8 protein-coding genes and 2 pseudogenes are annotated in these 14,086 nt (G+C 62.5%); 3 read left to right on the top strand and 7 right to left on the bottom strand.

Going from position 1 to position 14,086, the window contains the following annotated elements; genetic code table 11:
- Window positions 1–231 precede the first annotated feature (231 nt).
- Entirely contained in the window at window positions 232–1,695 is a 1,464-nt protein-coding gene (locus L0Z65_RS10910; protein WP_405107529.1) for a hypothetical protein, read from the bottom strand.
- Window positions 1,696–1,856: 161 nt separating this feature from the next.
- Between L0Z65_RS10910 and L0Z65_RS10905 the strand changes: the two genes are divergently transcribed.
- Window positions 1,857–2,609 carry a WecB/TagA/CpsF family glycosyltransferase gene (locus tag L0Z65_RS10905; protein ID WP_405107526.1) on the top strand — a complete coding sequence of 251 codons (753 nt, stop codon included), beginning with the start codon at window positions 1,857–1,859 and terminating at the stop codon, window positions 2,607–2,609.
- A 19-nt stretch (window positions 2,610–2,628) separates the two neighbouring features.
- Here L0Z65_RS10905 and L0Z65_RS10900 read toward each other — a convergent pair.
- From L0Z65_RS10900 to L0Z65_RS10890, 3 genes and pseudogenes are all read right to left on the bottom strand, one after another.
- Window positions 2,629–3,612: pseudogene (locus tag L0Z65_RS10900) on the bottom strand (glycosyltransferase family 2 protein).
- Window positions 3,612–3,860 (bottom strand): hypothetical protein, encoded by a 249-nt coding sequence (locus L0Z65_RS10895; protein WP_405107523.1) that lies wholly within the window; start codon window positions 3,858–3,860, stop codon window positions 3,612–3,614. Before L0Z65_RS10895 ends, L0Z65_RS10900 begins: the two are co-directional and overlap by 1 nt.
- Window positions 3,838–4,722: a glycosyltransferase family 2 protein gene (locus L0Z65_RS10890; RefSeq protein ID WP_405107520.1), complete on the bottom strand. Its 885-nt coding sequence runs from the start codon at window positions 4,720–4,722 to the stop codon at window positions 3,838–3,840. The genes L0Z65_RS10895 and L0Z65_RS10890 overlap by 23 nt, the downstream gene beginning before the upstream one ends.
- A 172-nt stretch (window positions 4,723–4,894) precedes the next feature.
- Here L0Z65_RS10890 and L0Z65_RS10885 point away from each other — a divergent pair, with 172 nt between their 5' ends.
- The gene (locus L0Z65_RS10885) at window positions 4,895–5,845 is read left to right on the top strand and encodes an ROK family protein (protein ID WP_405107517.1); all 951 of its coding nucleotides are present in this window, start codon (window positions 4,895–4,897) and stop codon (window positions 5,843–5,845) included.
- A 26-nt stretch (window positions 5,846–5,871) separates the two neighbouring features.
- Here L0Z65_RS10885 and L0Z65_RS10880 read toward each other — a convergent pair whose 3' ends face one another.
- The 3 genes from L0Z65_RS10880 to L0Z65_RS10870 form a co-directional block, all read right to left on the bottom strand.
- Window positions 5,872–9,537 carry a translocation/assembly module TamB domain-containing protein gene (locus L0Z65_RS10880; protein WP_405107514.1) on the bottom strand — a complete coding sequence of 1,222 codons (3,666 nt, stop codon included), beginning with the start codon at window positions 9,535–9,537 and terminating at the stop codon, window positions 5,872–5,874.
- The gene (locus tag L0Z65_RS10875) at window positions 9,534–11,477 is read right to left on the bottom strand and encodes an autotransporter assembly complex family protein (RefSeq protein WP_405107511.1); all 1,944 of its coding nucleotides are present in this window, start codon (window positions 11,475–11,477) and stop codon (window positions 9,534–9,536) included. Before L0Z65_RS10875 ends, L0Z65_RS10880 begins: the two co-directional genes overlap by 4 nt.
- A 157-nt stretch (window positions 11,478–11,634) precedes the next feature.
- Window positions 11,635–12,867: a urate hydroxylase PuuD gene (locus tag L0Z65_RS10870; protein ID WP_096870631.1), complete on the bottom strand. Its 1,233-nt coding sequence runs from the start codon at window positions 12,865–12,867 to the stop codon at window positions 11,635–11,637.
- 181 nt (window positions 12,868–13,048) lie between these two features.
- On the opposite strand from L0Z65_RS10870, the pseudogene L0Z65_RS10865 reads away from it, so the two are divergent.
- A pseudogene (locus tag L0Z65_RS10865) lies at window positions 13,049–14,024 on the top strand (LysR family transcriptional regulator).
- Window positions 14,025–14,086: the final 62 nt, after the last annotated feature.

The following is a 14,086-nucleotide window of genomic DNA, read 5'->3' as shown; positions in this document are numbered from 1 at the left end:
TGAACGCAGCACCGGACATAGCCCCAACCAATTAACAACACTGACCACCCTATCTGAGCGGCCCTGCAACAGTGGCACGAATTGGTCCCCAATCTGTGAACAGGGCGTTCGCCCGCTGGCCCCCAAGCCGACGGAAAACCCTGTTCGCAATGTGAACCCTGCAAAAGATATACGGTATCGTTAGGGACGGATTGTGTCCAATCCCGCCAAAATTGCGAAGAGAATGCGGCATCATAGCACGCTGCGCCGTTTGCGCGCTGATGGCGCGGAGGCCAGTGCCTGATTGCCATCGAACAGCTGCCGTTTGGGCGTAAAGAGACCGGGATATCGCAGCCGCTCAGCATAGCCCAGAACCGACCCGGCGCAGAGCCACGTCACCGGCGTCAGCGTGGCATTCAACAACATGTCGACCAATGTTGCAGCCAGCATCAGCGCCAGAGGGGCTGCAAAAGGCGACAGCGTAGACGCCGCATGACGGCGCACCTGCTGCCACAGCAGAACCAACGGTCCCGCCAACAGGCCCATCTCGGCGATATAGCCGACCCAGCCAAAGGTGCCGAACACCAGAATCCAGCGCCCGTCAGGGATCGACTCGATCTCTCCGCTTTCCAGATTGCGCACCAGATTGCGGCCCCAGCCGCCCCAGCCAAACCAGGGCTTGTCTGCGGCGCGGTCCAGCATCAGCGCTTCATTGGTAAACCGAAACCCCAAGGATTGCGCCCGTTCCGGGCTGAAGGCCTGCGCCTGCGCCAGAATCGCATCCACTGGCACCAGCCCGAGATTGCGCAGCATCGGATAGACAATCGCCACCACGCCCAGTGCCAGGGCAAGCCGCATCTGCATTCGGTAAGACGCCATGGCGACAAAGGGCGTGAAGACAAGACCATAGACCAGCGATGCGATGCTCTTGCAAAGCACCAGCACCCCAAAGAGATAAACCGCCGCAATGGTGTATCGGCGTTTATCCGGATCCTTTGCGCTGCGGGCCAGTGCTGTGGCGGCCAGAACCGACATCAGCATGAACAACGCCAGCCACAGACTGTGTGGCAGGAACACGATGGGGCGGAACCCGCCCTGGCGCATCGTCTGGCTGAAATCATGCTGGAAAAAGCCATAGATCCAGGTGTTCAGCTGCGGGCTGAAGCGGATCTCAAACAACGAGGGGACGGAGTAGACCAGCCCTGCCATCATCAGCACGATCACCAATTGGCGCTGCTGGTCGGGATGCGACAGGTAGCGCCGCGCCAAAAAGAACGGCAGCAGCACAATCATCTGGTTGATCATCACCGAGCCGAGATCGCGCCAGCGCAGGCCGGGCAGGGCGTAGGTCGGAAAGACGATGGGTTCGGCGTTTTCAATCACCCGGAACACAATCGGGTCGCCATTGGTCACAACGGTGGCAATCACCGATCCCAGAAAAATCGCCACAAGCGCACGCATCACCGGATGGCGTGGCCAAATCTCGACCCGTTTGCGCAGGATATAGGCACAGATCACGAAGGCAACGACAGCCGGGATGGAATCCTTATCCATATCTGGCACCAATGGCAGGTCGAACACGGCAAGAGGCGGCAGGAACAGATAGCCGCCAATCACGCACCACAAAATCGCCTGCTGCAACGACAGGCGCTGAAACATCTTATGAGCGATCACCGGCCAGGCGATCAGCATCAGATAGGCCAGTGCATTTGGCATTGCGTGCGGACCCTACGCTCCTATTTGCCCCCTTGATCATGACTTTAGCCCCAGATGTCTGTGCTGTCGCCCGCATTCGTATTCTGAGGTAAACTCTTGAAACGAAGACGGGGCCATGTGATCGAGGAGGAGGCTGGTTCTGGCGCATTGGGGGGAAGCGGGTGTATTTTGACATAAAGGGCACGCGGATTGATGTGAATATTGCCGATCCAGCACGACTGGAGCAGGCGGTGATGGGGCATTTCCAGACCCGCCGCGGCTTTGCATTGGCGACGGTCAACCTCGACCATCTGGTGAAAATGCGCAGCTCGCCTGCGTTTCTGAAAGCCTATGCCGCGCAGGATTTCGTGGTCGCGGATGGCCGCCCGATCGTCTGGTTGTCGCAGCTTGCACAGCGGCCCGTGGCGTTGATGCCGGGCTCGGATATGGTGGTGCCACTGTGCCGCTGGGCCGCCCGGGCTGGGGTGCCCATCGCCTTGGTGGGCAGCACCGACGTTGCACTTCAGGATGCCTCCCACGCCTTGCAGGCTGAGGTGCCGGGACTTGAGGTGGCGTGGTGTCACGCGCCCTCGGGTGTGTTTGATCCCAACAGCCCGGAAGCGGAGAAAATCCTGTCCGAGTTGGCGCGCAAACAGATTGGTTTGTGTTTTCTGGCCCTTGGCGCGCCGAAGCAGGAAATCATGGCTGCCCGTGGCCGCGCCCTGGCGCCGGAGGTCGGCTTTGCCTCGATTGGGGCGGGATTGGATTTTCTCGGTGGGCACCAAAAGCGCGCGCCTGCCTGGGTGCGCGCACTGGCACTGGAGTGGTTGTGGCGCGCCCTGAGCAGCCCGCGCCGTCTGGGGCCGCGGTATTTGCGCTGCATGGCGATCCTTCCGAGCCAGCTGCTGCATGCGTTGCGGCTGCGCCACCCCTGATCAGGTTGGCGTTCAGAGGTTACTTATATTCCAGCAGCCCGCGATTGCGTCCGCGCAGCCGCAGCCAATGATATTCCAGCGCGCCCTGTGCTTCGGCAAATTTGCCCAGCACGGAATAGAGGGCACGGGTGCGGCCCATCCTGCGCGAGAGGCGCATACCCTGCGCTGGATAGATCAGCAGAAGCAGCAGCGCCCAGCCTGAAAACGGCAGGAGTATCAGGATCAGTAGAGGGATCCCGGCCCCCCAAAGCAACGCACGCCGTGTTTCAGCAACCCAATGGCGTTCGGGACCGCGCCATGCAGCGCGGCACCCTCGGCAAAGGCAAAACCAGCACGGCGGCTACGTTGCCACCATTGCGAAAATCGGTGCATCTGCGCGTCATGCAACGTCATCTCCGCATCCAGCCGCCAGATGCCCCAGCTAAGCCCGCGCCAGACGCAGACACAGCTCCGGTTCCTCACCCGCAATCAGATCGTTGCGATAGCCGCCGACCTCCTGCAGGGCGCGCAGCCGCATCAGCGCATCCCCGCCACAGGCCTTGGCCGGGCCGATGGGCGTGTCCCATTCATTGTCGCACAGTTGATTGTAGATTGAGGCCTCAGGCTGGCGTTCCCGCCGTCGCCCGCAAACGACCGCCAGCTGCGGGTCAGCCTCTAGCCGTGCGGTTGCGGCGGTGATCCACCCGGGCACCACCTCGCAGTCGCCGTCCACCAGCTGCACGTACTCACAGTCGCCATCCAGGTGGGCCAGACCTGCGTTGCGGGCGCGGGCAGCTGTAAACCGTTGGCTCATGTCGAGGCTGATCACCTTGATCCCCATCGCCTCGGCGGCGGCAACCGATCCATCAGTTGATCCGCTGTCGACATAGATCACCTGGCGGACCTGCCCTTGCAGGCTGTTCAGGCACGCGACCAGCCGTGCGCCCTCGTTGCGGCCAATCACCACCGCGTCAACGATGGGGGACGTGGGAGCCGGGGGCGTGGGAGAGGACACATCAGGCATTAGTCTGCGATCTCCGCCAGGTAGCGCGCCGAAACCTGCAAAAACCCGGCCTTGCGCAGCGCTGCAGGTCCGGTTTCGGGGCCATCGTATTTCTGCGCAGTTTGCGACCACAATGTCAGATCAGGCCTCTTGGCAAAGCCCGCAACCCGCAGTGCATCCTCGCCATGGGGGATGGCATCCGCCGCGAGCGAGGCCTGATCCCGCGCCATCGGATCATTGGCAAATTTATAATGTTTCAGCACTGCCATTGTGTCGGCCACGCGGACGCTGAGCCGACACATGCGGATGCACCGCCGGGTCGATGTCCGCGCCGATAAACACCAGCGGGTGTTTACTCAGGCAGCAGCGCTCCCCAAAGACAGCACCGCGTATGCCGCCAAACTGCATCTTGGGCGGGGGCGCATCGGGGATCTGGTTCCGGGACAGGAAAAAACCCAGCCCAGTGGCCGGATCATGATAGGGTAGGGCGCGGACGGCGCTGATATCGTAATGGCAAAAACTTCGCTGTACCTCAGGGTAGGATTGCTGCGCCACCGACCGCAGCGGCGCCTGCGGGAACATCTCCAGCATCTGGGCCATCATCGCGCTATACCCATGCCGGTTGAGATAGCGCAGAAGCCCGCTCAGGCCGAGCTGGGCTTGTCCCTCGAAGTCAAGAATCTCGTCCATATCGGCAAAAAGGCACCAGCGATCCGCAGAGAATCTGCGCGCTGCATAGCCGCGAAAGATATTCTCGAACCGCCCCCAGGGGAGGCGGGATTGCAGCACGGAAACATCTGATTCCTGCGCCAGTTGCGCCAGCGTGCCATCGGTTGATCCGGTGTCGCAGAAGACAAAATGCGACACCCCAAGCGCGCGGTAGTGGGCCAGGAACACATCAAGATAATAGGCGCCATCCCGGACCAGCGCGACCACGGTCACAGCTTCAGGCGGCAGGTCAATTTTCCGGGGTCCCGACAGATGCCGGAGTGAGATGCGAAAGCGCAACCGGTCAAACGGCAGGCCGATCTTGCTGTCGAACCAACCCGCAAGGCGCGACAGCATCCGGCCAGTCATGGGGTCGGACGGGACCGGGGCCGCTGTGCGGGAGGGATCTGTCGTGCCGGTCATCGGAGCTCCTGTCTGACAACTCCAAACTGTGCAAAACAACCATCTGTGGCAAGCACATTGCGGGGAGGCGCTTGCAATGTTAGCGCTAAAATTATGACTGTCGCAGAATTGCATTTCGGCTCTGAATACGGCAGTGTCTCGCAAAATTCGGACATTCAGAAAGGCAGAGCACATGGGCTCGGATATGACAGTGCTGGTTGGCGACGTGGGCGGCAGCAATACCCGGCTGGCCCTTGCCGGGCCTGAAATCGGGGTCACTGCCCTGCAAAGCTTTGCCAATGATAGCTTTTCCAGCCTCGACGATGTTCTGGCGGCCTATTGTGCCCAGCCGGATCTGCCGCCGCTGGCTGGCGCTTGTATTGCCGTGGCTGGGCCGGTTTACGGCAATGAATATCAGCTGACCAACCGCAACTGGCAGGGTACCGCAGCGGATCTTGCGCAGCAGTTGCAGCTGGGTGCGGGTGCGCGGGTGGATGTGATCAACGATCTGGCCGCGCTTGGCCATTCGCTGCCTGCACTGATCCCGGGCCAGCTGTCGTCGCTGCGGGCGGGGCATCAGCGGGGCACACAGGCGCTGGTGGCGGGCATCGGCACCGGCTTCAACGTGTCGCTTTCCGTGGATGGCCACACTGCAGAGGCGGAGATGGGCCACACCAGCCTGTCGGCCCCTGTCGCCCGTGGGCTGACGGATCTGCTCGGCGCTCGGGCAGGTGAATTTGCCACCAACGAAGACCTGTTCTCGGGGCGGGGTCTGGTGCGGTATCATCAGGCCTTGCACGGTGTTGCCGCTGAAGGTGGCGCGCAGATCGTGGCGGATTATCTCGCCGATGGTGACAGCCCGGCGGCCAAAACCGTCACCAGTTGGGCGCGGCTCTTGGGGGATTTTGCCCGCGAGCTGGTGCCGACTTATATGCCGGGGCAGGGGGTCTTCTTTGCGGGCAGCGTGGCGCGCGGCATTCTTGGCACCCCTGCCTGTGAGGTGTTCCTCAACAGTTTCCTGCAACCTGCCACCGGCGTGCAGAGCCGTTGTGAAACCACGCCGCTGTGGCTGATCACCGATGATGCCGCCGGGGTTAGCGGTGCAGCACGTTTCGCGATTGAAAGAGCCGGTCGCGGCAGCTGACGCACCTCAGCGGGTGAGGGCGCGCGTCAGTAATCGCGCTTGAAGAACAGACCAACGCCGGTTTCGCCCTCGCCATCAACCTTGCCTGTGACGGTCAGGCTCTTGCTGACATCCAGGTTGATGCTCAGCTCGCTGTCGCCACGGGTGTTAACGTTGAAATCGGTGTAGACGTTCTCGGACACGTAGCCGCCGATATCCAGAAGCCCCGCGCCAAGGTTGTCGAGCCCGAGTTCCACATTGCTGGCCCCGGTCTCGTCCCGCAGCTTACCCTCGGCGCGGTTGCTGCCACCTCGTCCGCTGAGGGTGGCGACCGATCCGGCCAGCCGGGCCAAGGCCAAGGGGGACAGATCCTGAATATTATCCCCGAACAGCAACAGCGCCAACGCCTCCTCGCTGGGACGTTCCGGGTCGGAGGTCACCTTGATCGAGGGGCTGTCAATCAGGCCGGAAAGTTCCAGCGTTGCGGTGCCCTCGGAGGTCGCGGCGGAGGAGCGCAGCAGCAGATAGGGGCGCAAATCGCCCTGCAGAGTGATTTGCCCCTCATCCAGCGCCAACCGCCGTCCCAGAATATCGAAGGTGCCCCGGATCAGGCTGATCTGACCAGCGGGCGCCAGATTGGCGGTGCTGCCACGCAGCTGGATCTGGCCACCCAGTTCGGCGCGCACACCGCGCCCACGGGCATTGATGCGATTGGGGGCGCTGATTAGCACATCCAGCAAAGTCCGGCCGGACCCGCCGCTGCCACCATTGCCGCTGTCGATCAGACCGGCGCGGGCACGGGTGCGGCGCACCTCGGCGGGTTCGCCCTGATGCCGGATGTCGGGGATTGGGGCGGCGGTCACAGACCCGCCAGCGGTGGCCAGGTTGATATTGGTCTCGCCCACATCGATCCGCCCGGACAGGCGGTTGGTGCCGATCAGACCACCGGAGAGCGTCAGCGCACCGGACAGCTCGGTTTCATAGGAGAGTTGGTCGCTCAGCCCGATATTGGCCAGGGCGATCTGCAACTGCGCATCAAAGGGCGCGATCAATCCGACCGGTCCGCTAACACGCAGCTGGCCACCATCACGGGGCGCAGCTGTCAGCTGAATATTTGCTCTGGACCGCGCGATAGAGACTGTTGCGTTGATGGCATCGATCCGCTGCGCCGCGGCTGGAATGGCCAATGAGGTACCGCTGGTGCGGATCTGACCGCTCAGATTTGCCAGCGATGGCTCGCCCTTCAGCGACAGATCAAATTGTGCCGGGCCACGGATCAGATTGGGGGAAATGAACGGGTTCAACCCTTCCAAGCGCAACTGCCCCTTGGCATCGATATCAGCGCGACCTTGCACCTCGTCCCAGCTGCCTGCGACGGTGCTGGTGACACCTGCAGGGCCAATGGCGCGGCTATTGATCTGCCAGACCCCGTCTCGGCGGCGCGCGGTGCCCTCCGCGGTCAACCGTCCCGGCAGTCCGGGCACAAACCGCTGCACTTCGGCCACCAGCGCGTCAAAGGTGATATCGGCGTCGCCCTTGTTCTCGGAGACCGTGCCATCAAGATCCGCAGATAATCCTGCCGGTCCTTCAGCGGCGCCATCAAATGTCCAGACCCCGGCGCGACGGCTGGCGGTGCCCTTGGCGCTGAGGGTGCCTGCAAGGGTGGGCACAAAGCGTTCCAGCGCATTGATTGCCGCATCGAACTGAAGATCGCCATCGCCGTTGGTCGTCATCTGACCGGTCAGCTCTGCACGTGAGGATTTGGGCCCCCGCAGCTCTGCAACGCCAGAGAACGTCTTGTTGTCACGGGTGATCTCGGCGCTGAACGCTAAGGGGCCGGGGGCCTGTGGCAGGATTTTCTCCAGCTGTTTCAACGTTGCCCCTAGGGAGAGCTGGCCAGAGGCGCTGCCCAATTGCCCGTTGGCTTGTGCGGTCAGCGCCTTTGCGTCCAGATCAAATCGGTCAATCCGCAGCCCAGCCTCATCGCGCGCGGCCTTCAGTGCGATTGTGGTGGTGCCGCCGATCAGGTCGTCAACCGGTTTCAGCCCGGCGGAGAGATCCTGCCCCAGCACCGACAGATCAATGTCAAACGCGCCTGACAGCGGGATGGCAGAGCCAACAGCGGTGGCAGTCATCCGTCCGTCCAGCGATTGCCCGGCGAGGTCTGAGAACCGGGCGAGGTTCTGGGCGTTGGCTTCGATATCGGCCGCAATCCGCAGCCCGCTTTCCAGCCCGTCGAGGGTCACCGCGCCGGTGGCACCATAGTCTGTACCCAAAAGCAGCATATCGGTGATGCGCAGCGCCCCCGGGCCATCCGTGGTCACCCGCCCGTCAAAGGTCAGCGCGCTGCCAAGAGCCTCAGCCAGCGCGGGATCTGTTGGCACCAGTCCGGTCAGGGCAGCTGCGATCTGCCCATCCAGCGAAAGGCCCTGACTTTGATCCAGGGTGCCGGTCATTTCCAATTCAGCACGAGAAATCCGCAGGCTCGGATTGTTGAGCCGTTCCATTTGTGCGGCCACGGTCCAATCGCGCCCCGCCGGTTTTTCCGCGCGCAGGGACAGGTCCGTGACGGTGGTGGAGCCGCCCGCCACCGGCAATACAACGGCCTCCTGTCCGGGCGGCGGGGTCACATCGGCGCGCAAATCGGCGCTTTCCAATGCCCCACCGGCGGCAACCTCTACAAAGCCTGAGATGTCCAGTGCCTGCGTCGTGAGGGCCAGATCATCGATCATGACACCGCCCATAGCACGGGTCTGACCGCGCAGCCGGGCCCGCATATCGGGGCCGAAAAAGGGTTGATAAACCGGATCAACCAGTTCTGTGATATCGCCGCTCAGGTCGGCGCGAAATCCGATCGGGCGGCTGCCTTGGGTCGGGTCCGCAGGGGCATCGCCCGCCGCCGCAAGCACCACGGTGCCGCCGATGCGGCGTGTCCCATCGGTGTCCAGCGTCAGATCGGCGTTGAAATCCTCAACCGGGCCGCTGCCTTGCAGAGCAAGACGGATGTCGGGGCCGCCGGGCAGGGCCAATGCGGTGGAGACCAGCCCGCCATCGTCCTCCTCCAGGATCATATCAACGGTGATGGTGCCGGTCTCATTGGCAAACCCCGCCTTGAGGTCGAGCCGGTCGCTGTCACGGTCAAGGCGGGCAATCTGCAAGGCGCTGTCGAGCGTGCCATCGGCCAGGTTCATGGATCCATCAAGGCTCAGCACAGCCGCCACCCCGATCAGATCCTGCCCAAGGGTGAGACGTCCCACCTTGATTTCGCCGATATTGATCGACACCGGCAGCTCGGGCAGCTGGAATGGCGCTGCTTCGGGAGTGGGCAGATCGGGGTCTTCCAGCGGTGCAGTCGGCGCGCGCTCAACGTGGATGCGATCTGCCTTTAGTGTATTGACGGAGAAATCGCCGCGCAGCAGGCCCAGCCGGTTCCAGTCCAGCTCAGCGCCTTCGATGGTCAGCCAGATGCCTTCGCTATCGGCCACAGTCAGCTTTTCAAGCGTGGCCTGTGAGGACAGCGCCCCCTCCAGCCCGGTAACGCGGATGGCGCGGCTCTCACCGGAGAGCGTGTCTTCCAGAAAATCGACCAGCAAGCCGCCGGACTCTTCGCGATCCTGCGCTAGGGGCGGTGTCGGGGCGATGGCCAACGTGGTCGCAAACAGCAGTGGCGACAGCAGGGCGGCAGGGCGAAGGGCTGCGAGGAGATGTTTCAAAATGCCTGTCCTATGCCGATATAGAATTGCAAACCATCGTCGCTGCCACCGTCCACCGGATAGGCAAGGTCCAAACGAATGGCGCCGATCCCGGCCACGTCATAGCGCAAGCCAACACCGGCCCCGGCATGGCGGGCCGAGTCCGAGGAGACAAAACTATCCGCGTCCACCAAGCCGACGTCATAGAACCCTACGAGGGTGAATTTCTCACCGATACGGCCCCGTACTTCGCCCGACAGGGCCAGATACCCGCGCCCGCCTGAGGTGCCACCCCCCGCAGGCACACCCAGCGATTGGAACTCCTGCCCGCGCACGGAGCCCGCACCGCCTGAATAAAACAGCAGGGTGGGCGACACCTCGGAGAGCGACGGGCCGATCACCGATCCCATCTGCAGCCGTCCCGCCAGCACGATACGGTCATCACTGCCAAAACCTTTGTACGCGCGGGCGTCGAATTTCAGCTGCAGGCCGGACTTGCTGCCATCAATCCCGATGAAGGGGACGGCGCGGGCATCAAGATAATAGCCGCTGGTGGCGCTCAGGCTGCTGTCGCGCCCGTCATATTCTGCTCGTAACTGCCCGACCAGATATTTGAACCGGCGCTTGCCAAAGACATCTTCGGCCAGGACGCTCTCAAACCCCAGGGCCGCCTCGGCAAAGAGTTTATCGGAATAGACCCGCCGGACACCCACAGCGCCCAGGCCACGGGTTGCGGTATAATGCTCTTCGTCCAGCTTCTCTGCCTCAAGCAGGTAGAACTGGCTGTCATCGGGGCCAAAGGCGGCAGGCCGATCCAGACGCACAGCGACACGCCCGTCGAGGTCATTGGCGCTGCCAATCCCGGACAGCCGGGCCTCAAACCTCAGACGCTCCGCGCCACCAAAAAGATTGCGGTGCATCCAGGAGCCGCTCACCTCCAGCCCGTCGGAGGAACTCAGCTCCGCCCCGAAGGTGAAGCGCCGAGGCGGTTGATCTTCGATCCGGGCGACGTAGTCGAGGGTGCCGTCAGGATTGGCGCGTTCAGCAGGGCGAATGGTGACAGCGGAAAACGCGCCCGTGCGGCGCAGCCGGGTTGCGGATCTGGACAGAAGATCGGGGTGAAACACCTCACCGGTCGGGAAGCCAGCGATCCGCTGGATCGCCTCCGCCCGCACGGCGGAGGGATTGGCCAGTTGCAGCCGACCAAAGCGCAGTTGCGGTCCCGGCGCCAGTCGCAAACGGGCATCAAGCCGTGCCGCAACATGGTTGGCGGTGATTGACTGGCCGCCGACCTCTGCCTGCGGATGGTAGGCGTAGCGCCAGTTCTCAACCCCTGCGTTGGCCGCATCGCGCAGCACTGCAGTGGTTGCGGTGCGCCCGGTGGCAAAATCTTCGGGAATATCGACAGTGCGTTTTTGCGGCAGGGGGGTGATCTCGGCGGTGCCGAAGGTAAATTTCTGCCCTGCTTTCACTGTGATCATAATGGATTTGATCTCGCGCGGCAGGTTCAGCGGCTGGATCCTTGCCGCCTCGCGTCCGTCGACGCGGATCTGCACCACCGGCGAAAAATATCCCTGATCGTAAAGCACCTGAACCAGCGTCCGGTAATCCGACAGCGCTGCGGCCATCAAGGGTTGAACGCCGGTCTCTCCCCGGGCGCTGGTGGCCAGCGTCGCGGAGGCATCCTGCAAAAGATCACGCAAATCACCGTCTGATCCGGGGGCCACCAGCCGCGTCTCCGCTGCCGACAGTGCCGCAGCGCTGCCAAGGCTCAGGCTCGCAGCGCAGATTATGCCGCGACCAAACCGGCCGAAACGGCCACGGCGGGATATATCAAGAACGGAGCGGAGGAAGGCGCGGCAGTAGAACATAAAGGCTCCGAACAGACAAAATCGGCCCTGAGCCACCGCCGGATATCTGGTGCCGTTGGCAAGCATGGGGACCGGGTTCACACCTAGCATAGGGCAAACCCGGAGTGTAACGTCAATGGAGCATGAAGAGTTCCCGGATATTTTCCGTTCAACTCTCTGAAAGCGGGCAATGTGTTCCGACCTGTGGATGTGAGCCAAGGAACAGTGGCCCGTATCACCGACCCGGATCAGGCGCTGCAGGGGCAGTTTACATCTGCGCAGCGCGGAACCAGGCCCGGATTGCGGCGCGATCCTCTGGTTCCATATAGGTGATATTGGCCGGTGGCATCGCGTGGGTCACCCCGGCCTGCAGGTAGATCTCGCCCGCACGGCGCGCCACATCCGCTTCGGTTTCCAGCAGCACACCCTTGGGTGCGGTGCGGATCCCGTCCCAGAAGGGCTCTCGCGCGTGGCACATGCTGCACCGCCCCATGACGATCTCATGCACCTGTTCAAAGCCCTCGGTGTTGGCCATGGCCAGCGCGGTGCCGCTCAGCGCCGCTTCTTCCAGCACATCGTCGCCCTCATGCTCAAGCCCGAGTGAGGAGAGGATGATCACGCCAAGGAACAACAGCGCCGTGGCCAGCCAAGTCCAAGTGGGGTTCCCGGCGCGGGCATGGCGGGTGTTGAAGTAATGCCGGATGGTCACGCCCATCAAGAACACCAGCGCCGCAATCAGCCAGTTGTATTCACTGGCAAACGCCAGCGGGTAGTGGTTCGACAGCATCAGGAAAACAACCGGCAGCGTCAGATAATTGTTGTGGGTTGAGCGCAGCTTGGCAATCTTGCCATATTTGGCATCCGGCGCGCGGCCCTCCTGCAGATCCTTCACAACGATGCGCTGATTGGGCATGATGATGAAGAATACATTTGCGGTCATGATGGTGGCAGTGAAGGCGCCGAGATGCAGCATCATGGCACGGCCTGTGAACACCTGATTGAGCCCCCAGCCCATGGCCACCAGCATCAGGAACAGCAGCACCATCAACAGGGTCGGACGCTCAGCAAGGCCCGATTTGCACAGCCGGTCATAGACCAGCCAGCCCACAGACAGCGTCGCCGCCGAAATCAGAATCCCCTGCCACAGCGCCAGATCTGCCTTGGACTGATCAATCAGATACAGCTCGCCACCAACCCAATAGACCACCATCAACAGGGCAAACCCCGAGAGCCATGTCATATAGCTCTCCCATTTGAACCAGGTCAGGTGATCGGGCATCTCGGCAGGGGCCACCAGATACTTGCGGATGTGGTAAAAGCCGCCGCCATGGACCTGCCATTCCTCGCCATGGGCGCCCACCGGCAGGTCCGGCGCTTTGCGCAGCCCCAAATCGAGCGCAATGAAATAGAACGAGGACCCGATCCAGGCGATGGCGGTGATCACATGCAGCCAACGGATGGCAAAGCCCAGCCAATCCCACATCATCAACAGCTCAAACATTCAAATCCGGTCCTTTGTCGCCCTTGGGATCCGTGACCGCAGGCTTGGTTACATCTCATCCTGCGCGGCGGGACAGCCCCGCAACGCAGCTCAGTCACCCTAGGCAAACCGGGGTTTCTTCGGTATTCCCATATACTGCCAAACTGTATCAAAAATTCTGGAACAATCGCAGGCCTCTGTCATGTCTTATCTCGACAATATCCGCACCTTTGTCCGGGTCTATGAACTGGGGTCGATGTCAGCCGCAGGGCGTGACCTCAGGGTGTCGCTGAGCTGTGACCTCAGCGCGGATCTCGCAGCTGGAGGAGTATCTTGGCGTGCGCCTGTTTCAGCGCACCACCCGCAATCTGACCGCAACCGAGCAGGGGCGCGCGTTTTATGACGGGGCGGTTGCGGTGCTGGATGCGGTTGATGTGGCTGAGGCCAAGGTGATGCATCTGACCGATACGCCACGTGGCACCCTGTTTGTGGCGGCACCTCTGGGGCTTGGGCGACGGCTGCTGGCGCCACAGACGCCGGAGTTTCTGGCGACATATCCCGAAATCAACCTGCGCCTGCGCCTGTCTGATCGGGCTGTGGATCTGACCAGCGAAGGGCTGGATCTGGCGTTTTTCCTTGGCCAGCCCGAGGACAGCAATTTGCGCATCCGCAAGATTGCAGACTGCCAGCGGGTGCTGTGCGCGTCGCCTGCCTATGTGGCACGGCGGGGCCTGCCTGCAGATGGGACAGCCCTATTGCGGGATGGCCACGACTGTCTGAACCTGCGCTATCCGGGGGCGAGTGAGTTTCAGTGGCTGCTGCAGACCAGCGAGGGTCCGCGCCGCTTTGCGGTGAGCGGTCGCTATGAATGTGACGACGGCGATGTGTTGACCGATTGGGCGCTGGCAGGGGAGGGCGTGGTGCTGAAACCGCTATTCGAGGTGGCCGAACATCTGGCGGCTGGGCGGTTGGTGCCGGTTGCCGAGGCAACACCGCCGGTACCGGTGCAGCTGGCCTGTCTTTATACGCACCGTCGCCATCAGGATCCCAAGACGCGGCTGTTCATGGAGTATATGACCGCGCGGCTGGCTGCGGCACTGCGCGCCGATGGGGTGCAGTCGGATCGCACCATGGATAACGGTTCCGGGGCTGATCAGGCGGAGACGCCACCCGCCTAGGGCAACAACCCCTCCCGCCCGCAGCCGCCCTCCCGCCGGAGGGCCGCTGCCGTTGGGCATGG

Source organism: Phaeobacter sp. BS52 (assembly GCF_045040595.1).
Classification (GTDB): domain Bacteria; phylum Pseudomonadota; class Alphaproteobacteria; order Rhodobacterales; family Rhodobacteraceae; genus Phaeobacter; species Phaeobacter piscinae.
Note: the sequence above shows the minus strand (reverse complement) of the source record. Positions and strands in the feature narration are given on the sequence as shown.

Bases quoted from the DNA above. Each gene is read 5' to 3' on its own strand.
- L0Z65_RS10910 (WP_405107529.1), bottom strand. From the start codon at position 1,695: ATGCCAAATGCACTGGCCTATCTGATGCTGATCGCCTGGCCGGTGATC.
- L0Z65_RS10895 (WP_405107523.1), bottom strand. From the start codon at position 3,860: ATGGCAGTGCTGAAACATTATAAATTTGCCAATGATCCGATGGCGCGG.
- L0Z65_RS10890 (WP_405107520.1), bottom strand. From the start codon at position 4,722: ATGACCGGCACGACAGATCCCTCCCGCACAGCGGCCCCGGTCCCGTCC.
- L0Z65_RS10885 (WP_405107517.1), top strand. From the start codon at position 4,895: ATGGGCTCGGATATGACAGTGCTGGTTGGCGACGTGGGCGGCAGCAAT.
- L0Z65_RS10875 (WP_405107511.1), bottom strand. From the start codon at position 11,477: ATGCTAGGTGTGAACCCGGTCCCCATGCTTGCCAACGGCACCAGATAT.
- L0Z65_RS10870 (WP_096870631.1), bottom strand. From the start codon at position 12,867: ATGTTTGAGCTGTTGATGATGTGGGATTGGCTGGGCTTTGCCATCCGT.